Source organism: Microbulbifer sp. MLAF003, from assembly GCF_030012965.1.
Classification (GTDB): Bacteria; Pseudomonadota; Gammaproteobacteria; order Pseudomonadales; family Cellvibrionaceae; genus Microbulbifer; species Microbulbifer variabilis.
Genome location: NZ_CP120232.1, coordinates 4,623,249 through 4,645,400, shown reverse-complemented (window position 1 = coordinate 4,645,400; position 22,152 = coordinate 4,623,249). Strand labels below are relative to the sequence as shown.

Here is a 22,152-nt window from a genome sequence, read left to right as displayed (position 1 = left end):
GGGAGCTTGGTGGTATCTTGCGCTTTAAACGTTAGGGACAGTCAAGAATAACAATTGCATGTCAAACTCCAGGCCGGCAGGCATTATATCGCAGAAAATTCGAAAAACTGATACTGATAACAAGGATTCTGCGCTTCCTGGTATTTTGCCTTTCCTGCCGGATTTGTGCAGCGTCACTTCCCTGGCAGCACTGGTGCTGATGGGAGAACTGTTGGCCCTGGTGCTGGTATTGGCGCTGGATGGGTTGCGAGAATTCAGCTGGCAGCGCCTGGGGTTGATCTCCCTGGTTATCCAGTGGGTGATATTGCCCTCTGCAGCTGTACTCTGCCGCCTGCGCCCCCTTTTGGCCAAGCTCTCGCACAAGCGCGCCGGTGCTATCAGCTTTATAGCGGTGCTGGCGGTATTGATAAGCGTGATGGGAATACAGCGCTATCTGCGCGTACTGCTGTTACAGGCTGATTTCGATTGGTGGGGCCTGGCCAGTGATTGCTTGCTGGGGGCCATTTGCTCTGGGGTGGTTTTGCGCTACGCCTATTTGCAGCAGCAGTTATATAACCAGCAACAAGCGGAGCTCGGCGCACGTATTGAGGCGTTGCAATCCCGTATCCGTCCCCACTTTCTGTTTAATAGTATGAATAGCTTGGCCAGCCTGATCGCTGTGGACCCAGATCGTGCCGAACGACTGGTAGAGGATTTGTGTGCTCTGTTCAGGGCCAGCCTAGCCGATCCAAAACTGGTGCCTTTACGGCAGGAGATTTTGCTGGCGCAGCGCTACCTGGAGATCGAGGCATTGCGTCTGGGGGATCGCCTGAGACAAGAATGGCAATTGGGTGAAGGACTGAATGACATCCAGTTACCCAGTATGTTGCTACAGCCCCTGCTTGAAAATGCGGTGTTACACGGCGTGGCTAAATTGCGTGAAGGTGGGGAAATCAACGTACGAGTTGAAGTTGAAAGTGGTGTTCTCAGGATTGCTATCGAAAACCCCTTGCCCCAGGAAACTGTGCACACCTCCCGGGAAAATAATGGCATGGCGATGGAAAATATCCGCCAACGCCTGTCCGCTTATTACGGCAATCGCTTTATGTTTACCGCCTGTCGGGAGGATGGACACTACAGAGTGGCCCTGCAGCTACCCTTGTTTCCCCGGGAGGCGGCTCTGCGGGAGACAAAGGCCGCTGTATCTACCACTAGAAAAGCCGAGGTGATGGAGTGACCCAGCTGCGAGTCCTGATTGTCGACGATGAACCCCTGGCCCGTGCGCGCCTACAGCGGCAATTGGCCGCGATCGATAACTGCACAGTGATCGGTGAGGCAGCCGATATTGAAACCGCACTAGTGCAGGTGCAGATACTCGATCCGGACCTTGTATTGCTAGATATCGAAATGCCCGGTGGCAGTGGTTTGGAATTGGCACAACAGTTATCTGTTCGCGAATGCCCACCGGCAGTTATTTTTTGCACTGCCCACGATGAATTTGCCTTGCCGGCATTCGCAACTTCAGCAGTGGGCTACTTGTTAAAACCGGTCACTTTAGAGCTGTTGCGCCAGGCTATTACAAAGGTACAGCGCCTCAGCAAACCCCAACAAAAAATGCTGGAAGAGCAGGGATCAGAAGCACCCGATCATCGAAGCCGCATCAAAGCTGTCAGCCGCCGGGGAGTGGAATTACTGGAAGTGGATACGATCCGTTGCCTGGTTGCCGATAGTAAATATGTGGTAGCTCACCATCTTGCCGGCGAAACAATTTTGGATGAGTCCCTTAAGGAGTTGGAGAGTGAGTTCGGCGATCGCTTTGTGCGCGTACACCGCAGCGCCCTGGTCGCTGTGGAATATATCGCCGGTTTGCGCAGGGAGGGTGGAAATTATCGGGTGGAGTTGGATGGTGTAGCAGAGGCGCCGCTGGTAAGCCGACGCATGCTGCCCTCTGTAAAAGCACTAATTACGGAGATATGCTGAGTATTCAGTTTTTAACGCAGAAAAACAAACAATACTGCAGCTACCATCAATAGAGCAAAGCTCACTCTGATTACTCTCGCTTGTTTTGGTTTGTGGAAAACTGGCCGCAGGCTGCCCCCAAGGTATAGCCAGATAAAATCCACTACAGCAGCGACAATCAAGCAGACCAATCCTGTGGCAAGATAGCTGAAACCGCTCTCTTCGATAGGCAGTAGAAACTGGGAAAAGATCGCAAAAAAAGCGGCGTAGGCTTTTGGATTGAGCAGATTAAAAATAAACCCATCCAAAAGGGATGGCGGTTGGGCTGCTGCCGACTGTTCCTGAACCAGTACCGGTGCCGTGGCAATTTTGAATGCGATGTAGCCAATGTAAAGTGCTCCACATATCTGCACTGTCAAACGAGCCTCGGGCCAGGCAGAAAGCAGGGCGGCTACACCGGCAGTGGCACCGACAATGGCTACGCATAACCCAAGCAGGATACCGATAAGGAAACCGGTACTTTGCCTCACTCCAAAGGTTGCTCCTGAAGCTGCCAGAGCGAGTGGTGCGGGGCCGGGAGAGCCGAGTAACAGGCCTGTGGCTGCAATCAGTGAAGATAATGCTTCTAACATAAACTCTTGCCCTATTTCCCACCTGCGACATCAATAAATGAGCCAGTGGTAAACGACGATTCATTGCTTAAAAGCCAAGCTATCGCAGAGGCCACTTCTTCTGGCAGTCCCCCTCGTTTTAGAGGGGTCGTAGATTTTAGCCGCTCCACCCGATCTGGTTCTCCGCCAGCAGCATGCATCTCTGTATAGATCAAACCTGGCCGTACTCCATTTACCCTGATTCCCTCGCTGGCAAGTTCCTGGCTTAGCCCGATGGTCAAGGTGTCTACTGCCCCTTTACTCGCTGCATAGTCAATATATTCGTTGGGTGAGCCCCAGCGGCTGGCAGCAGAAGAAATATTGACGATGGCACCACCGCTGCCCCCCTGTTTGGTCGACATTCTTCTTATGGCTTCGCGGCAGCAAAGTAGGGTGCCAGTAACATTCGTTCGAAGTACCTGGTTAATTCGCTCCGCTTCCATTTTTTCAACGCGCATTTGGGGTTTGAGTGTCGCGGCATTGTTCACCAGGTATTGAAGGGGGCCGAGTTGCCGGTCTACTTCATTAAATAAGTGGGTGATATCGGCTTCTGATGAAATATCAGCGCGTACGGCGATTGCTTTAGTACCTAAGGCCTTGAGTTCATTCAGCAGGCTTTCGGCCGAGTCTTTTCTCTCCCGATAACTGATGGCGATATGGTATCCATGCTGGGCAAGTAATCGTGCCGTTGCGGCACCGATCCCACGGCTTCCGCCGGTGACTAAGGCAATATTATTTTTAAGGGGCACTTTGCAACTCCTGAAAAGGGGGAACTATTGGGAATAAATAGGGGTACCTTTGATTTTTTTGTTGTTAAAGAATGAGGGAGGGTATCTGAAAAATACGGAGGAGGCACTGACGGCAGCGCTGTCAGTGCCCCTGGATGAGATCGGGCTTAATGGGCTTTAATTTTAATACAGTTGAGGGCCACCATCGCCGTATTCCGAATCATTTTGCAGGCTTAATTCGCCAGCGGCACTATTCAAATATTCCGCATCGGACTCGGACTTGAGTTTGATCATCAAGCGCAAGTCGTTGGAGGAGTCAGCGTGGGCGAGGGCATCCTCGTAGGTAATCTCGCCGCGGTCGTAGAGTTCATACAGGGCCTGGTCGAAGGTCTGCATACCCTGTTCGCCGGAACGCTTCATCAATTCTTTCATTTTGTGTACCTCGCCCTTGCGGATCAGGTCCGACATCAGCGGGGTATTGATCATAACCTCCAGGCAGGCCCGGCGGCCATCGCCGTCAGGTGTTGGCACCAGTTGCTGTGCCACCATCGCTTTCAGGTTCAGCGACAGGTCCATAAACAACTGTTGGTGGCGGTCTGCCGGGAAGAAGTGAATGATACGGTCCAGGGCTTGGTTGGCGTTGTTGGCATGCAGGGTACAGAGACACAGATGGCCGGTTTCGGCAAAGGCAATGGCGTGGTCCATTGTCTCGCGGGAGCGTACCTCACCAATCAGAATGACGTCCGGTGCCTGACGCAGGGTATTTTTCAGGGCCACTTCGAAGGACTCTGTATCCAGGCCAACTTCACGCTGGGTTACGATACAGCCGCGATGCTGGTGAATAAATTCAATCGGGTCCTCAATAGTGATGATATGGCCTTTGGAGTTCTCATTGCGGTGGCCAATCATCGAGGCAAGGGAGGTAGACTTACCAGTGCCGGTTGCACCTACAAAAATAATCAGGCCACGCTTGGTCATCGCCAGCTCTTTGAGTACATCCGGCAGGCCAAGCCCGTCAATCGTGGGAATCTTCGTTTCGATACGACGCAGCACCATGCCCACCAGGTTGCGCTGGAAAAATGCCGAGACCCGGAAGCGACCTACGTTGCGTACGGCAATGGCGTAGTTCAGTTCCTTTTGTTCAGCGAATTCGCGTCGCTGCTTCTCATTCATGGTGCCCACCACCAGTTCGCGTGCTTTCTCTGGTGTGAGCGAGGTACTGCTGCAGGGTACAACACGTCCGTGCAGTTTGATCGAGGGTGGTATGCCTGCGGTGATAAACAGGTCCGATGCACCTTTCTCTACAACCAGTTGTAGGAGTCTTTCAATTTCCATGGGTGTTTACCGCGTTTATTTTTGACTTTGAGGGGCCCTGCAGCGAGCCCCCGGTGCGCTGTAACGCTTAGAAGTTTTCCGGCATTTTGGCTTTTTCTCGCGCGACTTCGCGGCTGACGATACGGCGTGCCACCAGATCCTCAAGGCACTGGTCCATGGTCTGCATACCGACACTGGCGCCAGTCTGGATAGCCGAGTACATCTGCGCGATTTTGTCCTCGCGGATCAAATTACGGATTGCCGGGGTGCCGCGCATAATCTCGTGAGCGGCGACACGGCCTCCGCCATTTTTCTTCAGGAGGGTTTGGGAGATTACCGCCTGTAGTGACTCCGACAGCATTGAGCGAACCATCGCTTTCTCCTGCGCAGGAAAGACGTCTACAACCCGGTCAATGGTTTTTGCTGCAGAGGTGGTGTGCAGGGTACCGAACACCAGGTGACCGGTTTCTGCGGCGGTTAGTGCCAGTCGGATGGTTTCCAGGTCCCGCATCTCACCCACGAGAATAATGTCCGGGTCTTCACGTAATGCAGAGCGCAGAGCTTCGGCGAAGCCGTGTGTATCCCTATGTACCTCGCGCTGGTTTACCAGACACTTTTTTGACTCGTGTACGAATTCAATTGGGTCTTCGATGGTGAGGATATGTTCGTACTTGTTGTCGTTGATGTAATCCATCATCGCGGCCAGCGTGGTGGACTTACCGGAACCGGTAGGCCCAGTCACCAACACCAGGCCACGCGGGGTATCGGAGATCTGTTTAAAGACCTGGCCCATCCCCAGGTCTTCCATGGTCAGTACCTTGGAGGGAATAGTCCGGAATACAGCGCCGGCCCCACGGTTGTGATTAAAGGCATTCACACGGAAACGGGCCACGCCAGGTACTTCAAAGGAGAAGTCGGTTTCCAGCAGCTCTTCATAATCCTTGCGCTGCTTATCATTCATGATCTCGTAGATCAGGCCGTGCACCTGCTTGTGCTCCATGGCTGGCAGGTTGATGCGGCGCACGTCGCCGTCCACACGAATCATCGGTGGCAGACCGGCGGAGAGGTGCAAATCCGAGGCGTTTTGCTTGGCGCTGAAGGCGAGGAGTTCAGTGATATCCATACTGCTACCTTATGGTTCTTGTTTGGGCTCAGGTAAAATCGCCACTTATTTCGGTAAGGGCCCCAGTATATGCGCAAAGAGACAATCGTCGAAAACCTGAATGCAGTAGGTGAGCGGATTGTGACATGCTGCAACAACTGCGATCGCAACCCGGCAGAAATCACTCTGCTGGCGGTTTCCAAAACGCGACCCCCACAAGATTTGCGAGTCGCCTACGCGGCTGGCCAGCGCCACTTTGGCGAAAACTATTTGCAGGAAGCCCTGGAAAAACAGGATGCCCTTTCTGATCTCGATATTCACTGGCATTTCATTGGGCCGTTGCAGTCGAACAAAAGCCGTGCGGTTGCCGAGAGGTTCCAATGGATGCATACAGTCGACCGGCTGAAAATTGCCCAGCGTCTTTCATCGCAGCGCCCCAAAAACATGGGCCCTCTCAATATCTGCCTGCAAGTGAATATCGATGGCGAGCAGAGCAAGTCTGGCATAGCTCCACAGGATTTGGTGGCTCTGGCGCGTGAAGTGGTGAAACTACCTGGGCTTCGTTTACGCGGGTTGATGACGATTCCCGCTGAGCGACAGGGTATTACCGCTCAACAAGAGCCCTTTGCCAGGCTAGCCAGCTTGTTGCAGCACTTACGTGAAGAATTTCCTAACGAAACCATGGATACCCTGTCGATGGGAATGTCCGGGGATATGGAGGCAGCGATTTCCTGTGGCGCCACCATTGTGCGCATCGGCACAGATATTTTTGGCGCTCGTAATTATTCTGCGTAAATGGGGCTGTGTTTTACCCAAAACTGTTAGGGAAATGGAATGACGAAATCAGGGAATCTCGAGGTGGTATTACTGGGATTAACCCTGTGTGCTGTAATGGCTTTATCAATGGCGCAGAACTTGTGGACCACTTGGTTGGCACTTGAGTGGCTAGCATTTATTTGCCTTCTCTCATTTTACTTCCCGAAGATGTCAATGATTACCGACTTCCTTAGTAATACGGTAACCCGATCGCTGTGGCCGGAGAGCCGACAATGGTTGTAGCTGGTGACAATTGCCTTAAATCTCCTTGCGATAATAGAGGCGTCCCTATTTGGCAGTGATTAAAAAGGTGCTAGTAGAATTGATATGAAAACGGCCCAAAGGGCCGTTTTCGTTAGAGGGTTCGTATTAATTTTTCAGCGCCAGTTTCTTTTTCCGCTCTTCGCCGAGCAAATGTTCTGCAAAGAACAATGCCGTAGCTTGAGTAAAGGCATCGCTATTCTCCTTTTTGCGATAACCGTGTCCTTCGTTTAATGCGTTCATATACCAAACCCGGTTGCCGTTTTCACGCAGGGCGTCCACGATCTGCTCGGCTTCTGTAACAGGTACTCGAGGATCATTTTGTCCCTGTACCACAAACATCGGCACCTGGATTTTCTCCACATTATTGTTGGGGCTGATTTTTTCCAGGAAGGCCCGCATCTTCGGATCGCGTTCGTCACCATACTCTACCCGGCGCAAGTCTCGACGGTAGCTCTTGGTGTTGGTGAGGAAAGTGACAAAATTAGAGATGCCGACAATATCTACAGCAGCTTTCAGGCGGTTTGAGTAGTAGACACTACTGGCCAGCACCATATAGCCGCCATAGCTACCGCCGAAGACAGCAACCCGCTCGGCATCCAAGTCTGGTTGGGTGGCGATCCAGTCCAGTAGGGCACCGATGTCTTTCACCGAATCCTCGCGCTTATACCCGTTGTCCATGGCCAGGTAGCTTTTACCGTAGCCGGCAGAACCGCGTACGTTGGGAGCAATTACTGCGGCCCCAAGCTCCTCCAACCACATTTGATAGGTGCTGGAGAACAGCGGGCGATACTGTCCCTCGGGTCCGCCATGAATGGAAATAATGACTGGCACCGGGCCTTTAGTGTTGCGTGGTTTGTACATGAAAGCTGGAATTTCCCGATGCTTGCCATCTACCTTGTCGAAAGTTGGATAGTGCACCAGCTGGGGTTCGACAAATTGCTCGGTGTCGAGGCCGCCGACTTCGCTGAATGTCCAGCGGTTGAGGTCACCACTGGAGAGTGGACGACGGCCCAGCTCTAAAACGAAAGTATCTGTAGGGGTTTTTGGGGTATTCAGGGACATCGCCAGCCTATCGCCTCGAGGATTGAACTCGATGCCGCCGATAACGCCAATCGGGAGGGAATTGATCTTGCGATAGCGGTCATTGCGCGGGTTATAGAGATAGAGTGAGGACATACCCCCCTCGTTAGCCACGAAGGCACCGCGACGACCGTCTTCACTGAGAACAAAATCGTTGATGTCCCAGGGGATATCAGCGGTAATGACTTTTTCATCACCACTGGCTAAGTCTTTGCGAATCAGCTGGGTGAATTCTCCCCCTTTATCACTCATCAGGAATGCAGAGCGGTCGTCGTGGCTAAAGCCAACGGGAAAATTGCGGGAGTCTACATCGTCATCCCCGGCGAGCAGTTTCAGTTCTCCGCTATCTAGATCCAGCAGGTGGACTTTGGATCGAGTGGAGGAAACATACTGCAACACGAGCAGTTGGCTACCGGATTGTGAGAAGCCGCCTGGCCCCCACCAACTGCCATCTGTTGATTTCAGAATCAGGCGGTCTTCTTTCTTAGCTCCGTCAAAAGTGGTGAGCCAGATATCATTGGCTTTACCGTCGCGGCGAGTACTCTGATAGGCCATGGCGGAGCCTTGCTTATTCCAGAGGATAGCGCCGTTTCGGGATTCGCCATCAGTGATCATCTCACTCTGGCCATTGTGCGTATCAAATAGAAATATTTGTGTATATTCATTCCCGCCAGCATCCATAGTGAATGCCAGTTGCTCGTGATCCGGACGTGTGGCGACACTGCCGATAGGCTCTTCGAAGAAGGTCAACTGGCGGCGGGCGCCACCGGCGCGATCTACTTTGTGTAATTGATTCACCTCGCCAAAGCGGGTGCTGACATACATTCCGTTGCCATCTATATCCCAGCCGCGGAAGCTGGCTGATCGTACATTTTGATAGCGGTTCAGTTCATCAATGATGCTCTGGGGTACCTGTGGAATGTCCTGCAATATCAGTTGGCCGTTGTTTTCGGTACGAGTTTCTACCGCACCGGCAGCGCCCGTCGCGCAAAGCAGTGCGGCGGTCACTAAAGAGCGCCATTTATGCATATCATTCTCCTTGGCAACGCGTGAGGCGCGTTTCTCTTGTTATTGGAATTGAGTGACCACATATTAACGAAATCCCCGCTGGGGAAAATAGCGACTGAAATTCACAGCAGCTGAGCCGAGTGCTCGCCGAGGTAATCCGAGTGACTGTAAAAAATCCCAAAATCGTTTTTATCGGCGGCGCCGGCAATATGGCTGGAGCGGTGATCGGCGGCCTGCTCGCGGCTGGCTATCCGACGGAAAAGGTTGTTGCTACTGGGCGCGATCCTCTCAAGTTGGAGTCGTTTGCCAAACGCCATGGCGTTGTCGCGCACGATGATAACATCGCTGCAATTGATGAAGCCGATGTTATCGTGCTGTCAGTTAAACCCCAGGTCATGCGCGATTTGTGCATGGATCTGCGTCCGCATCTGACTAGACGCAATCCCCTGGTGATTACTCTGGCTGCCGGTATACCCCTGGCTGCCTATCAACGCTGGCTAGGTGAGCACCTGCCAATTGTGCGTGCTATGCCAAATACTCCAGCGTTGGTTCAGGCAGGGGTCACTGGTCTTTACGCCGATGCGGCGGTGACCGCAGAACACCGCGCTATTACCGAGCGTATCGTCAATGCAGTGGGTATTTCCCTGTGGGTGGAGCAAGAGGAGGGAATTGATCAGATTATCGCCGTTGCAGGATCTGCCCCAGCATACTTTTTTCAATTTATGGAAGCCATGATTGATGCATCATCTGCCAGTGGCTTTGCCCGTGCTGATGCGGAGCGCCTCGTGTTGCAAACTGCCCTGGGCGCCGCCAAACTGGCCATGGTCAGCGATGTGGATGTGGCCCAATTGAAGCGTAACGTAATGTCGCCGGGCGGTACCACAGAGCGTGCGGTACAGCGCTTTGAGCAGGGCGGCCTTCCCCAGCTGGTAGCGGATGCAATGCGTGATTGTGCCGAGCGCGCTGCAGAAATGGCCAGGGAGCTGGACCGCTAGGTAAAAACAAATTAAAAGCGGCGTATGGAGCGCTGTAATTCACTCAAATTTTTGGAACTTTTCGATGGCAAATACCTTCAGCAATATCGGGGTCTTCCTGGTGGCAACCCTCGGTATCCTGTTCCTGTTTGTGGTTTTGATGCGCTTTTTGCTTCAGTTGGCCCGCGCAGATTTTTACAATCCAATTTCCCAGGGCATCGTGAAAATTACCAATCCGCTGTTATTACCACTGCGCAAGGTGGTGCCGGGGTTTCTCGGTGTGGACATGGCCTCGCTGGTTTTGGCACTTCTGGTGGGGTTGGTGATGATTTTGGTTTGTGGCCTGTTCGCCGGCTATGGCCTATTTAATCCTTTGAGTGCACTGCTTTGGTCTCTGATCGGCTGTGTAGCGACGGTGATTGCGGTTGTTTTTGTAGGAATGTTGATTTCGATCGTGTTCAGTTGGATCGCGCCCCATAGTGGCCACCCTGCTTTGATGTTGTTACGTCAGTTGCTCGAACCATTTTGTGCGCCGATACGCCGCCTGATACCGCCTTTGGGGGTGATTGATATCAGCCCGATCTTCGTGTTTATCCTGCTGACAGTGGCAGACAAATTGCTGTTTGGTTTTGCACAAATGGCAAATATGCCAGCTTTCGTCTACAGCCTTTTCTGGCATATCCCCGGATTTTAAGTGGTGATGTCGCAAGTTTTCTTGCGGCGCGCGCACTGGATCGCATTTGGCGCGGTGTTAGACTCTTATACTTAAGGTTGACCATCCCAATACTCGCATTCGGAGTGTTGGGGTCTTGTCTGCAGGGTATAGATAACAAGAACACCGTGAAATGGAAGACGCACTCCTTCGCCAGCACATCTCCGATTACGACCGTTGGAAGAAAAACCTGGACCGCCAGTTTGCCCAGTTCAACCAGTGGTTACAGCAACATTTCCCAAACTCAGCCGGTGCTTGCCAGGTTGTCCAGCAGGCACGTGCTTTACTCACCGATGATCAATTTACCCTTGTATTGGTCGGTGAGTTTTCCCGTGGCAAGACCGAGCTGATTAATGCTCTGCTATCACAGACCTACAGCCAGAGGCTGCTGCCATCTAAACCTGGCCGCACCACAATGTGCCCTACGGAAATTTTCAGTGATGGCAGCGAGCGTGCCAGTCTGCGACTGTTGCCTATAGAGACCCTCGCTACCAATACCAGCCTGGAGAGTTTTCGCCGGATTCCGCAGAAGTGGATTACCCACGAGTTCGATGCCAATGATCCCGAGGCTACTCGCACGGCGTTATTGAAGGTGGCTGCGACCAAATCAGTGTTGCCTGAAGAAGCTGCGCGTTACGGCTTTGATCGTCGCCACTTGGATGATAAAGGCAACTTGGTAGAGATCCCCGCCTGGCGTTATGCATTGATCTGTCTGCCACATCCTCTGCTTGACCAGGGGTTGCGTATTATCGATACGCCGGGGCTCAACGCTCTCGGCAACGAGCCGGAACTGACATTGAGTACACTGCCCAGCGCCCAGGCTGTGGCCTTTCTATTGGCCGCGGATGCCGGCGTCAGTGGCACCGATATGAATATGTGGGAGACCCACCTGGCTCCGCTGCGCGATCACCGCGGCACTGCAGTGATGGCGCTGTTGAATAAGGTCGATGTACTTTGGGATGATCCCGATGAGGACGCGGAACTGCTACTTCGGCGTATGAGTGCCCAGGTGGCAAAACTGTTGTCTGTACCACAGGAAAGCGTTGCTGGTGTCTCGGCGAAAATGGCATTACTTGCGCGCCAGCAGCAGGATCTGAACTTGTTGCGTAACAGCCGGTTTGGCGATTTTGAAAAGCTGCTGGTGCAGCGCCTGTTGGAGCACCGCCAAAAAGTGGCAGAGCATCGCTCATTGCACCAGGCCCTTACGCTGATGGCGGACACCCGCGATCTCCTCAAGCGCCGCCTTAATAGCGGCCGTGCCGCATTGGTACACTTACAGCGCAATAGTGCCAGCACCGAGGAGCAGTTGGCAGAACTGGGCCAGCTGCAGCAGACCGTGAAGGAGCAGCACAAGCTCTGCCACCACGAACTGCTTACTCTAAAGTCCAGCCAGCGCATGTTGATGCGGCAGAGTACGTCTCTTTTGGCGCCAATTTCCACTCAGCAGCTGCAGCAACTGATTGATGACACCAGCAAAGCGCTGCACAAAAGTTGGACACCTATGGGGCTGGCTAAGGCTATCGACACTTTCATGGAAGGTGTCGATCACCAACTCGCCAACCTGGAGCGGGAGGTAGACCAGGCAAATCGGTTACTCGATGCGGTTTTTGAGCGTTCCAGCCTGAAGAAGGTCGACAGCGTCGAGCAGTATTTCACCGTCCGGAAATTCCGTGCCACCCTGCGTGGTTTACATCGTCAGGCGGCCCAGCTGCGCCGCTCTCCACAGTTATTGCTTGCTCGACGCAATCGCCTTAGTGAGCGATTTATAACCACCCTTGCCAGTGAGGTGGGGCGCCTCTACAACCAAATGGGAGTTGCTGCGGAAAGCTGGCTGGAGCAGGCCCTTGAGCCGTTGAAACAACATGTTCAGTACCAGAAACACCTGCTCAATCGCCACCTGATTAAGCTTACCGAGTTGAAGCAGAAGACCCGCAGTAGGCGCACCGATCTGCGCACGCTTGAAGATGAAGTACTGCGCAACGATCGTGCGTTGACGGCACTTGAAGAATTGCTGCGCCATAGCAGCTCTGCACCGCAGCCGTTGGCTCCTGCACCTCGGGCTCATAATGTCACACCACTGAAGGCCTCCCTCTCGAGTTGAGTTGGAGTGGAGGCTTAATTGGCGGTTACAGTGATTGTCATAAGTCGCGGCGCTCCCGTACACTTGAGGCATCAGCATTTGCCAACCGCCAAATAACCCGACAGATATAAACACTTTGTCTACGGAAAACCCCACCGCTTCCAGAGAGTGCCAGAATACCGCTGATGCGGACTCAGTAGGCCTTGTTACGCCCAAGAAACAAGAATTTACTGAGCCATTACAGCTTGCCTGTGGGCGTGTATTACAAGGCTACACCCTGGTCTACGAGACTTACGGAACACTAAACACTGATAGAAGCAATGCGATTTTGATTTGCCATGCCCTATCAGGCCATCACCACGCTGCTGGTAGGCACAGCCCTGATGACAAGCGGGCGGGCTGGTGGGACCACTACATTGGCCCTGGTAAGCCTATTGATACCAGCAAATTCTTTGTGGTCTCCCTGAATAACCTGGGTGGTTGCCACGGTTCTACCGGCCCGGTTTCTATCAACCCGACCACAGGCAAGCCCTGGGGACCGGATTTTCCCCCAATGAGAGTACGTGATTGGGTTCACAGCCAAGCGCGTTTGGCGGATCTATTGGGTATTGAGCAGTGGGCAGCGGTCATCGGTGGCAGCCTGGGTGGAATGCAGGCTATGCGCTGGGCATTGGAGTACCCAGAGCGACTGCGCCATTGTGTGGTGATTGCTTCAGCTATGAAACTCTCAGCCCAGAACATCGCTTTTAATGAAACTGCACGTCAGGCTATTACCTCTGACCCGGACTTCTGTGGTGGGCGTTACCTTGAGAGGGAGAAATTACCGCGGCGTGGTCTGGCTGTGGCGCGTATGATCGGTCACATTACTTATCTTTCCGATGATGGACTGGCCAATAAATTTGGGCGCGAATTGCGCACTGGCAGTTTTCAGCCGGGTTCTGATGAGGAGGTGGAATTCCAAATCCAGAGTTACCTGCGCTATCAGGGCGATAGCTTCTCCAGCAGCTTTGACCCCAATACCTACATCCTGATGACCCGTGCGCTGGATTATTTTGATCTTGCGCGGGAGTACAAAGATGATCCGGTGGCGGCATTTGCCAATGCCAGTTGTCGCTTCCTGTTGGTTGCCTTCACCTCCGATTGGCGTTTTGCCCCCGATCGCTCTCGGGAGATCGTCAATGCTCTGATGCACGCTAACGTTTCGGTAAGCTATGCCGAAATTGAGTCCGCTATGGGGCATGATGCATTCCTGCTGCCAAACGAACGCTATGAGGGGATCTTCCGCGCATATATGCAACGAGTGGCCGCTGAGATAATAGAGGAGGGGCGCTATGCGTATTGATCTCGATGTTATCCAGGACTGGATAGCGCCCAATAGTCGTGTTCTGGACCTGGGCTGCGGTGACGGTGCACTGCTGGAGCAGCTGGGGAAAAATAAGAATGTTATTGGCTATGGCTTGGAGATTGACCCGGAACAAATAGAATTGTGTGTGGAGCGTGGCGTTAATGTAGTTGAGCAGAACCTGGATACGGGGCTCGGTAACTTTGCTGACGGTAGTTTCGACGCAGTGGTCATGACACAGGCTCTGCAGACCCTGAGGCATCCGCACGAGGTTGTACGGGAGATGTTACGGGTGGGGCGCGACTGTATTATCACTTTCCCCAATTTCGGGCAGTGGAGGGCACGCTGGCACCTGGCGTTTTCCGGACGAATGCCAGTTTCGGATCTATTACCTTTTGAGTGGTACGACACGCCCAATATTCACTTTTGTACTTTCCGTGACTTTGAAGTGCTGTGCAAACAGAACGACTGGACTATTTTACACCGCCAGGTAGTATCCGAGTCGAAAATTGGTGTGACTTTCAAAGACTTTTTACCAAATTTATTTGGTGAGACAGCGATATATCACCTAACTCGCTAAACTAATATTTGCGCCAAGTTTTTGTCCTTGGTTCGGGGCAGATCGCAGCTTTTGGTGGGTGGCGCACAGATAGTGGCCCGCCGTCGCAGTCCAGCGCCCGCCAACTCAATAGGTGGTGCTCATAACAATTGGAGGTGAAGCGTGAAACGCATCCTTGCCGCAGCCGCCACTCTGGCCCTGCTTTTTATGACCGCCGGTGCCGTTGCGCAAGAGGCCCGTATCATAAAGAACTATGAGGATTTTGGTGACTACCGGGTAGTTTATTCTGTGTTCAACAGCGACTTTATCCAGCCTGATATCGCCCAGAAGTATCAGCTGGCGCGAGCCAGGGACCGCGCTTATGTCAATGTCTCGGTGGTAAAGAAAGATGGTGGTACCCGGGGCCTTGGTGCAGAGCTGACCGGCAATGCAACCAATCTGATCCAGCAATCGCGCCCATTGAAGTTTAAAGAGATCCGCGACGGCAATGCGGTTTACTACTTGGCGCCGTTGCGCTTTGAGAATGAAGAGACCCTTACCTTCAATGTGGATGTCACCTTACCCAATGGTAAAAAGGAGAGGATTACTTTCCGCCGCAAACTGGAAAGGCCTTAACCGCTTCAGCGTTTTGTTTGTATCTAGACGCGGTGGCGCACCTTTCATTTGATTGAGAATCGATGCGGGCCTCGGCCCGCTTTTTAGTTGATGCAACATGCTAAAAAAATTGTCTTAGCCAGCGGCAACGCCGGCAAACTACGAGAGTTCTCGCAGCTTTTCAGTACTTGGGATATTCAGGTTCTGCCCCAATCGGAGTTTGGTGTGGAAGACGCCGAGGAGACTGGGCTGAGCTTTATCGAAAATGCTTTGATCAAGGCCCGTCATGCTAGCCGCATCAGCGGTTTGCCCGCGCTGGCTGACGATTCCGGCTTAGCGGTAGATGCCTTGGGCGGCGCTCCTGGGATTTACTCTGCGCGCTATTCCGGTGAAGGGGCGAATGATGAACGCAATAACAGTAAGTTGCTTGATGCTTTGCGGGGGATTGAAGCATCGGCTCGCAGTGCGAGTTTTCATTGTGCCCTGGCTTTCGTACGTAGCTATGACGATCCGGTGCCATTAGTGTGTAGCGCCCAGTGGCGTGGGCGCATACTGGAGACGCCCATGGGAGAGCAGGGCTTTGGTTACGATCCGCTTTTCTATGTAGCTTCAGAGGGCATGACTTCCGCTCAGTTACCGCGAGAGGTAAAAAACCGATTGAGCCATCGCGCTCGGGCTGTAGGGCTGTTTGAGGCTATGTGGCGTGAGCAGATGGCGGGTGCCGATCTTGAATGATAACAGTGGGTTATTGCAGCTGCCGCCTCTCAGCCTGTATGTGCATATTCCCTGGTGTATACGCAAATGCCCCTATTGTGACTTCAATTCCCACCAGGCTGCGAGGGATCACACAGATACTGCCTATGCCCTTCCGCAAGAGGAGTATGTGGCTCAGCTGCGGCGAGATTTGTTAAGTCAACTGCCTTGGGTTCAGGGGCGTAAGCTGCAATCGATTTTTTTGGCGGCGGCACGCCAAGCTTATTTTCCGCAAATGCTATCGGGGAAATTGTGGCTATGGCTGCAGAGCTGGTGGGCTTTGCCGAAGGCATAGAGATTACCCTGGAAGCCAATCCCGGTACTTTTGAGCAGGCAAAATTCAACGGCTACCGTAGGGCAGGCATCAATCGCTTGTCGATCGGGGTGCAGAGCTTCAATAGCACACAGTTGCATAACCTGGGCCGCATCCACAGTGGTGATGAGGCTGCCGGCGCCCTGTCTATGGCGCGCAGGGCCGGTTTTGACAATATCAACCTGGACCTGATGCACGGCCTGCCAGGGCAGATGGAAGATGAGGCACTGGAGGATCTGCGCCGTGCTGTGTCCCTGGGACCGGAACATATTTCCTGGTACCAGCTTACGATTGAGCCGAACACCGCCTTCTACAGTGCTCCACCGTCCACACCTGGTTCACAGCTGATTGCCAGCATACAGAGTAGCGGGCGCGAGTTTCTCGCTGCAGAAGGTTACCTTCGCTATGAGATATCTGCTTATAGTGGGCGCGGTTTGGAATCTCGCCACAACATCAATTACTGGTCGTTTGGGGATTATCTAGGTATAGGTGCAGGTGCTCACGGCAAGGTCACCCTGCCTCATGAAGGTCGAATCCTGCGCAGTCGGCGCACACGTACGCCGCGGGATTACATGAATTTTGCAGCTTCGGGGAACGAGTTGTTGCACAGGGAGCTGGCAGCGCCCCATGCCGATGCAATAGAAAAGGCCGATTTGCCTCTGGAGTTCCTGATGAACACCCTGCGCCTAGCCGGCGGGGTGCCGAAAGGCACTTTTGCGTACTATACCGGCCTGGCCCTGGAGACTTTACAGCGACAATGGCCGACCTTGCTGGCGATGGATCTGGTTCAGCCGCTGGAGCAACGTATTGCTGCCAGTGCTTTTGGCTTCGACTATCTTGATGAGATTCTGCAGCGCTTTCTGGAACAGCCGTGAGCCCAGGGGACTTGAAAAGTGCACCTGCGCCCCAATCTACGCGTTCAATGGCGCATTTTGGCTGTACTCTCATAGCCCCCATCGTGAGATGATGCGTCCGCGGTGGCACCGCATTGTGTAACTAAAGAACAGGAAAGCAATATGAGCGAGCACGCAATCATCAATGTAACTGACGCCGAGTTCGAAGCTGAGGTTCTCAAAGCCGAAGGTCCGGTGCTGGTGGACTTTTGGGCTCAATGGTGCGGTCCGTGCAAAATGATCGCTCCGGTTCTGGATGATCTGGCGGGTCACTACGGCGAAAAGCTGAAGATTGTCAAAGTCGATGTGGATGCAAACAAGGAAACCCCGGCTAAATACAATGTGCGCGGTATTCCTACCCTGCTGTTGTTCAAAGGTGGTAACGTGGAAGGTACCAAGGTTGGTGCTCTGTCTCGCGCCCAGCTGACTGAGTTTATCGATAGCCAGCTGTAATCCTGCCGCTCCATCCTGTGAAGAGGGTAAATTTCTTTGCAGGATGGGAAACACCCGTTATACTGGCTGTAATTCTGTAATAGTTCAGTCAGCTGTGAATCCAGTGACGACCAGCTGAAGATAACGCCCCTCCACAGGGTCCCTGACCATTCCCGGCGTGTATATTCCTCGAATTGAGCTTAATTGGTAGTGCTCTGCCTTTTGATTATGTAGAGCCAAAGCTTGATAGGTATTACGCTTTTGATAGGTACGGGTGCCTAAGTGTACTGGGCAAATAAACGAGCAAATCTCTGATTTTCAAACCCCTCCCCAAAATAATTTCCGGCGTGTCCGCGCCAAATGACAACAGAAACCTTAATAAGCAATTGGTATGAATCTCTCCGAATTAAAAACCAAACCCATTGAAGAGTTGATTGAAATAGCCAAAGGTATGGGCCTGGAAAACCTGGCTCGGTCGCGCAAACAAGATATTATTTTCAATATTCTTAAGCGCCACGCCAAAAGCGGTGAAGATATTTACGGCGATGGCGTATTGGAAATCCTTCAGGACGGTTTTGGATTTTTGCGTTCTGCTGATTCCTCTTATCTTGCGGGACCGGATGATATATACGTTTCCCCTAGCCAGATTCGCCGTTTTAATTTGCGTACGGGTGACTCAATTTCCGGAAAGATTCGCCCACCAAAAGAGGGTGAGAGATATTTCGCTCTTTTAAAGGTTAACGAAATTAATTTCGACAAACCCGAAAACGCCCGTAATAAAATTCTTTTCGAAAACCTTACTCCCCTTTTCCCTAACGAACGTCTCGGTCTGGAATGCGGTAATGGCTCTTCCGAAGACCTTATTGGCCGAATTATTGATTTAGTGGCCCCGATTGGTAAAGGGCAGCGTGGGTTGATCGTGGCTCCCCCAAAAGCCGGTAAAACCATCATGCTGCAAAATATGGCGCAAGCCATAACTCGCAATAACCCCGAATGTCACCTGATCGTGCTGTTGATTGATGAGCGCCCGGAAGAGGTGACTGAGATGCAGCGTTCTGTTCGCGGCGAAGTGGTTGCATCTACTTTTGATGAGCCGCCTGCTCGTCACGTCCAGGTTGCTGAAATGGTGATTGAAAAAGCCAAGCGCCTGGTGGAGCACAAGAAAGATGTGGTTATTTTGCTGGATTCTATTACTCGTCTGGCACGTGCGTATAACACCACCGTACCCAGTTCTGGCAAGGTACTGACCGGTGGTGTGGATGCCCATGCCCTGGAGAGGCCCAAGCGTTTCTTTGGTGCTGCACGGAATATTGAAGAAGGCGGAAGTCTGTCTATTATTGCTACTGCACTAATTGATACTGGCTCGAAGATGGACGAAGTGATTTTCGAGGAGTTTAAAGGTACTGGTAACATGGAATTGCAGCTTGATCGTAAGATCGCTGAAAAGCGTGTATACCCGGCCATTAATGTACGGCGTTCCGGTACCCGCCGCGAAGAGTTGCTAATGCCAGAGGGCGAATTACAGCGGGTATGGATTTTGCGTAAACTGTTACACGATATGGAAGATGTAGCAGCAACGGAATTCCTAGTGGATAAGTTGAAAGATTTCAAGACAAATGACGAATTCTTCCTGTCCATGAAACGGAAATAATTTTTGTATATAAAAGGCGCCGATTCAGGCGCCTTTTATATTCTGGATTGAATAAGGCGATTATTTGCGCTGATTAATGTTGAAAAGGCGAGCTATTAGGCATATAAAGTTCCACATCGTGGCGCTGGGTATGAATTTTATTAAGCGGCGCCCGACCGAATTGGCTCAGGAGATACTCCGTCAAAGGGCCAATCTCAAATGAATAATCTGGTGGAGCTGGTTATTCATTTGTGACTGCACGACAGCCCACACATCTAGTGAGAACCTTTTGTGAATATCTATATTGGAAATCTGGCCTACGCGGTAACCTCTGACGACCTGCACGAAGCTTTCGGCGCATTCGGAGAGATCTCTCGGGCTACTGTAATCACCGACCGTGAGACTGGCCGCTCTAAAGGCTTCGGTTTCGTAGAAATGCCTAACGACGATGAAGCGCGTAAAGCAATCGAAGAGATGAACGACCAGCCACTGTCCGGCCGTAACATCCGTGTTAACGAAGCTAAGCCCCGCGAAGATCGTCCGCGCCGCCCCCGCTTCTAAGCTTGCGACAAGCTTAAGATTTTTTCGGCCCGCAGCTTAGCGCTTGCGGGTCGACTCTCCCCCTTATTTTAAGCACCCTGACCAGGGCGCCATTCCCCATTTTGTCTTTTCTGTTTTACACTGCGCGTTAGTTTATTTTCATCGTCCGGTAATCCATGAAATACAAAGACCTGCGCGACTTTATCAAGCTGTTGGAAAAGCGGGGCCTATTGAGGCGGATTCAGCACCCTGTAGATCCGATTCTCGAGATGACGGAAATTGCAGACCGCGTGTTGCGCAGTGGCGGTCCGGCCCTACTTTTTGAAAATCCAGTAGGCTTTGAAGCCCCTGTACTTGCAAACTTGTTTGGTACTACCGAGCGGGTAGCTCTGGGAATGGGGCGTGAGAATATCGGTGAATTGCGTGAGGTCGGTGAACTGCTGGCCTTTCTTAAAGAGCCACAGCCTCCGGAAAATTTGCGGGATGCCTGGGAAAAACTGCCAGTTTTCAAGCAGGTTCTGAATATGGGGCCAAAAGTGGTCAAGGGAGCAGTCTGCCAGCAGGTTGTGCTGGATAAAGAGCAGGTGGACCTCAACAAGCTGCCTGTTCAAACTTGCTGGCCAGGAGATGCAGCGCCCCTGGTGACCTGGCCCTTGGTGATAACTCGTGGACCAGAGAAGAAGCGCCAAAATTTAGGTATTTACCGAATGCAGCTGATTGGTAAAAACCGCTTGATTATGCGCTGGCTCAGTCATCGTGGCGGTGCACTTGATTTTCGCGACTGGTGTAAAAAACATCCCGGCCAACCGTATCCCGTTGCTGTAGCACTGGGCGCAGATCCCGCCACCATTCTGGGGGCTGTTACTCCAGTACCGGATACACTGTCTGAATATGCATTTGCCGGCCTGTTGCGTGGTGATAAAACTGAAGTAACCAATGCACTGCTCAGTGATTTACAAGTTCCTGCCAGTGCAGAGTATGTGTTGGAGGGATTCATTTATCCCGATGATATGGCCGATGAAGGGCCATATGGAGACCATACCGGCTATTACAATGAGATAGATAGCTTTCCTGTCTTCACTGTTGAGAAAATTACTCATCGCAAGGACCCAATCTATCACAGCACTTATACCGGACGGCCACCGGATGAGCCCGCGATCTTGGGTGAGGCTCTCAATGAAGTGTTCGTGCCGATTTTACAGAAGCAGTTCCCGGAAATTGTCGATTTCTATCTACCTCCTGAAGGTTGTTCTTATCGGCTCGCCGTGGTGACCATGAAGAAACAGTACCCCGGCCATGCAAAAAGGGTGATGATGGGGGTCTGGTCTTTCCTGCGCCAATTTATGTACACCAAGTTTGTTATCGTCACAGATGATGATGTAAATGCGCGAGATTGGAATGATGTTATTTGGGCTATGACAACCCGCATGGATCCAGCTCGGGATACCGTAATGGTAGAAAATACTCCGATTGATTATCTGGATTTTGCTTCTCCAGTATCGGGTTTGGGCTCCAAAGTTGGTTTTGATGCCACTAATAAGTGGCAGGGTGAAACTGATAGAGAATGGGGCAATCCTATTGAAAGAGACCCGATGGTAGTTAAAAAAGTCGACGAGATTTGGTCCAAGTTGGGTCTTGGATAATTTCGTTAGCGATAATTTTAATTTTCTATCCCCTTCGTGCTGGAGCAACACTGGGGTGTTCTGCCTACGGCTGCTTACTGGTTCGCTTGCCTAGCAGCTGTAGTTTGTTGTGTCTCTGATTTATTTATATCAATTTGTTTACATCTATAAGTAGTGCGTGTGACCTCTTATGGTGGAGTCTTTGCAAATTCTTAAAAGTGTGGATGAGAAATTTTTAAGAAAATAATTTACTCAATTAGTACTGTCATTTTTTTATTTTAATATTTGTGATGGCATTACCAGGTGAATAAGAAAAAGGTATAGGTGTTAATAATATTAGGAAATTTATACCCGAGATAAGACAGAAAAGTTTTTTCTGAATCCATGTGTAACGGAATGTTTCGCTTCCGATTGTCAGAAGTTATTTCTGACTCAGAGCGTTTCTTTTGGCAGGATCGCAATGGTTTCACAGGATAAATGAGACCAGACCTGAACTTGTTTGCGTCAATGTATTTTGATATTGAGCGTAAAGATGGATTTATCTTGGTTGTGAATCGGGGCGTTGATACTAAATCAGCTTATGCGATGAAAAAGACTACTGGCCGGTTAAGAAGCTTAGTAATATATTTGTCGTTTGAATATTTTGAGGCGGGACTATGATTGATAGGTCAAATAATTTACTAAAATAGAGCGGATTTAAACTGTAAGCTGGCAGAGGTGATTAGTAAAGTGCAAATAAATATAAAGATCATATTTTAAAAGCAAGTGGTGGAAATTTATTTTCTGGTTTTTAGATCAATGATTAGGT

At 51.6% G+C, this 22,152-nt stretch carries 22 protein-coding genes; 17 read left to right on the top strand and 5 right to left on the bottom strand.

The window, feature by feature from the left end; all coding sequences use genetic code 11:
• The first annotated feature begins 58 nt into the window (after positions 1-58).
• Complete coding sequence (locus P3339_RS22080; RefSeq protein ID WP_282951905.1) at positions 59-1,216, top strand: sensor histidine kinase; 1,158 nt, start codon at positions 59-61, stop codon at positions 1,214-1,216.
• The gene (locus P3339_RS22075) at positions 1,213-1,959 is read left to right on the top strand and encodes a LytR/AlgR family response regulator transcription factor (RefSeq protein WP_282951904.1); all 747 of its coding nucleotides are present in this window, start codon (positions 1,213-1,215) and stop codon (positions 1,957-1,959) included. Before P3339_RS22080 ends, P3339_RS22075 begins: the two co-directional genes overlap by 4 nt.
• 11 nt (positions 1,960-1,970) lie before the next feature.
• Here P3339_RS22075 and P3339_RS22070 read toward each other — a convergent pair whose 3' ends face one another.
• The 4 genes from P3339_RS22070 to P3339_RS22055 form a co-directional block, all read right to left on the bottom strand.
• Complete coding sequence (locus P3339_RS22070; RefSeq protein WP_020413682.1) at positions 1,971-2,570, bottom strand: LysE family translocator; 600 nt, start codon at positions 2,568-2,570, stop codon at positions 1,971-1,973.
• Between the two features lie 11 nt (positions 2,571-2,581).
• A complete protein-coding gene (locus tag P3339_RS22065) occupies positions 2,582-3,337 on the bottom strand; it encodes an SDR family oxidoreductase (RefSeq protein WP_282951903.1) in 756 nt (251 codons plus the stop codon).
• 162 nt (positions 3,338-3,499) lie between these two features.
• Positions 3,500-4,651 (bottom strand): PilT/PilU family type 4a pilus ATPase, encoded by a 1,152-nt coding sequence (locus P3339_RS22060; protein ID WP_020413680.1) that lies wholly within the window; start codon positions 4,649-4,651, stop codon positions 3,500-3,502.
• Between the two features lie 67 nt (positions 4,652-4,718).
• Positions 4,719-5,753: a type IV pilus twitching motility protein PilT gene (locus P3339_RS22055; RefSeq protein WP_020413679.1), complete on the bottom strand. Its 1,035-nt coding sequence runs from the start codon at positions 5,751-5,753 to the stop codon at positions 4,719-4,721.
• A gap of 69 nt (positions 5,754-5,822) precedes the next feature.
• Between P3339_RS22055 and P3339_RS22050 the strand changes: the two genes are divergently transcribed.
• Both P3339_RS22050 and P3339_RS22045 read left to right on the top strand, forming a co-directional pair.
• Positions 5,823-6,527 (top strand): YggS family pyridoxal phosphate-dependent enzyme, encoded by a 705-nt coding sequence (locus P3339_RS22050; RefSeq protein ID WP_282951902.1) that lies wholly within the window; start codon positions 5,823-5,825, stop codon positions 6,525-6,527.
• A gap of 39 nt (positions 6,528-6,566) precedes the next feature.
• Positions 6,567-6,791, top strand: a complete 225-nt coding sequence (locus tag P3339_RS22045) for a hypothetical protein (protein ID WP_020413677.1) — start codon at positions 6,567-6,569, stop codon at positions 6,789-6,791.
• Positions 6,792-6,917: 126 nt separating this feature from the next.
• Here P3339_RS22045 and P3339_RS22040 read toward each other — a convergent pair whose 3' ends face one another.
• Positions 6,918-8,921: a S9 family peptidase gene (locus tag P3339_RS22040; RefSeq protein ID WP_282951901.1), complete on the bottom strand. Its 2,004-nt coding sequence runs from the start codon at positions 8,919-8,921 to the stop codon at positions 6,918-6,920.
• Between the two features lie 140 nt (positions 8,922-9,061).
• Here P3339_RS22040 and proC point away from each other — a divergent pair, with 140 nt between their 5' ends.
• The 13 genes from proC (at position 9,062) to ubiD (ending at position 21,365) form a co-directional block, all read left to right on the top strand.
• A complete protein-coding gene (proC, locus tag P3339_RS22035; RefSeq protein ID WP_040628952.1) occupies positions 9,062-9,895 on the top strand; it encodes a pyrroline-5-carboxylate reductase in 834 nt (277 codons plus the stop codon).
• 64 nt (positions 9,896-9,959) lie between these two features.
• Positions 9,960-10,568 (top strand): YggT family protein, encoded by a 609-nt coding sequence (locus P3339_RS22030; protein WP_020413674.1) that lies wholly within the window; start codon positions 9,960-9,962, stop codon positions 10,566-10,568.
• 151 nt (positions 10,569-10,719) lie between these two features.
• Positions 10,720-12,687: a dynamin family protein gene (locus tag P3339_RS22025; protein WP_020413673.1), complete on the top strand. Its 1,968-nt coding sequence runs from the start codon at positions 10,720-10,722 to the stop codon at positions 12,685-12,687.
• Positions 12,688-12,802: 115 nt separating this feature from the next.
• Positions 12,803-14,008: a homoserine O-succinyltransferase MetX gene (gene metX, locus P3339_RS22020; protein ID WP_020413672.1), complete on the top strand. Its 1,206-nt coding sequence runs from the start codon at positions 12,803-12,805 to the stop codon at positions 14,006-14,008.
• Positions 13,998-14,588: a methionine biosynthesis protein MetW gene (gene metW / locus P3339_RS22015; protein WP_020413671.1), complete on the top strand. Its 591-nt coding sequence runs from the start codon at positions 13,998-14,000 to the stop codon at positions 14,586-14,588. The genes metX and metW overlap by 11 nt, the downstream gene beginning before the upstream one ends.
• 141 nt (positions 14,589-14,729) lie before the next feature.
• Positions 14,730-15,182: a DUF4426 domain-containing protein gene (locus P3339_RS22010; protein ID WP_020413670.1), complete on the top strand. Its 453-nt coding sequence runs from the start codon at positions 14,730-14,732 to the stop codon at positions 15,180-15,182.
• A gap of 90 nt (positions 15,183-15,272) precedes the next feature.
• Complete coding sequence (gene rdgB / locus P3339_RS22005; protein ID WP_282951900.1) at positions 15,273-15,896, top strand: RdgB/HAM1 family non-canonical purine NTP pyrophosphatase; 624 nt, start codon at positions 15,273-15,275, stop codon at positions 15,894-15,896.
• On the top strand, positions 15,889-16,209 hold the full coding sequence (locus P3339_RS23690) for a hypothetical protein (RefSeq protein WP_353056859.1): 321 nt from the start codon (positions 15,889-15,891) through the stop codon (positions 16,207-16,209). Before rdgB ends, P3339_RS23690 begins: the two co-directional genes overlap by 8 nt.
• Positions 16,173-17,102, top strand: a complete 930-nt coding sequence (gene hemW / locus P3339_RS22000) for a radical SAM family heme chaperone HemW (RefSeq protein ID WP_353056858.1) — start codon at positions 16,173-16,175, stop codon at positions 17,100-17,102. Before P3339_RS23690 ends, hemW begins: the two co-directional genes overlap by 37 nt.
• A gap of 141 nt (positions 17,103-17,243) precedes the next feature.
• Complete coding sequence (trxA, locus tag P3339_RS21995; RefSeq protein WP_020413667.1) at positions 17,244-17,573, top strand: thioredoxin TrxA; 330 nt, start codon at positions 17,244-17,246, stop codon at positions 17,571-17,573.
• 370 nt (positions 17,574-17,943) lie between these two features.
• Positions 17,944-19,203 carry a transcription termination factor Rho gene (gene rho / locus P3339_RS21990; protein WP_020413666.1) on the top strand — a complete coding sequence of 420 codons (1,260 nt, stop codon included), beginning with the start codon at positions 17,944-17,946 and terminating at the stop codon, positions 19,201-19,203.
• A 270-nt stretch (positions 19,204-19,473) separates the two neighbouring features.
• Positions 19,474-19,743 (top strand): RNA-binding regulator, encoded by a 270-nt coding sequence (gene rbp / locus P3339_RS21985; RefSeq protein ID WP_020413665.1) that lies wholly within the window; start codon positions 19,474-19,476, stop codon positions 19,741-19,743.
• Between the two features lie 155 nt (positions 19,744-19,898).
• Positions 19,899-21,365 carry a 4-hydroxy-3-polyprenylbenzoate decarboxylase gene (gene ubiD / locus P3339_RS21980; RefSeq protein WP_282951899.1) on the top strand — a complete coding sequence of 489 codons (1,467 nt, stop codon included), beginning with the start codon at positions 19,899-19,901 and terminating at the stop codon, positions 21,363-21,365.
• Positions 21,366-22,152: the final 787 nt, after the last annotated feature.

Coding starts and splice junctions, on each gene's coding strand:
- P3339_RS22060 (WP_020413680.1), bottom strand. CDS start 4,651: ATGGAAATTGAAAGACTCCTACAACTGGTTGTAGAGAAAGGTGCATCG.
- hemW (WP_353056858.1), top strand. CDS start 16,173: ATGGCTGCAGAGCTGGTGGGCTTTGCCGAAGGCATAGAGATTACCCTG.
- P3339_RS22050 (WP_282951902.1), top strand. CDS start 5,823: ATGCGCAAAGAGACAATCGTCGAAAACCTGAATGCAGTAGGTGAGCGG.
- rho (WP_020413666.1), top strand. CDS start 17,944: ATGAATCTCTCCGAATTAAAAACCAAACCCATTGAAGAGTTGATTGAA.
- P3339_RS22070 (WP_020413682.1), bottom strand. CDS start 2,570: ATGTTAGAAGCATTATCTTCACTGATTGCAGCCACAGGCCTGTTACTC.
- P3339_RS22080 (WP_282951905.1), top strand. CDS start 59: ATGTCAAACTCCAGGCCGGCAGGCATTATATCGCAGAAAATTCGAAAA.
- metW (WP_020413671.1), top strand. CDS start 13,998: ATGCGTATTGATCTCGATGTTATCCAGGACTGGATAGCGCCCAATAGT.
- trxA (WP_020413667.1), top strand. CDS start 17,244: ATGAGCGAGCACGCAATCATCAATGTAACTGACGCCGAGTTCGAAGCT.
- P3339_RS22055 (WP_020413679.1), bottom strand. CDS start 5,753: ATGGATATCACTGAACTCCTCGCCTTCAGCGCCAAGCAAAACGCCTCG.
- P3339_RS22030 (WP_020413674.1), top strand. CDS start 9,960: ATGGCAAATACCTTCAGCAATATCGGGGTCTTCCTGGTGGCAACCCTC.
- P3339_RS22040 (WP_282951901.1), bottom strand. CDS start 8,921: ATGCATAAATGGCGCTCTTTAGTGACCGCCGCACTGCTTTGCGCGACG.
- ubiD (WP_282951899.1), top strand. CDS start 19,899: ATGAAATACAAAGACCTGCGCGACTTTATCAAGCTGTTGGAAAAGCGG.
- P3339_RS22025 (WP_020413673.1), top strand. CDS start 10,720: ATGGAAGACGCACTCCTTCGCCAGCACATCTCCGATTACGACCGTTGG.
- P3339_RS22045 (WP_020413677.1), top strand. CDS start 6,567: ATGACGAAATCAGGGAATCTCGAGGTGGTATTACTGGGATTAACCCTG.
- rdgB (WP_282951900.1), top strand. CDS start 15,273: ATGCAACATGCTAAAAAAATTGTCTTAGCCAGCGGCAACGCCGGCAAA.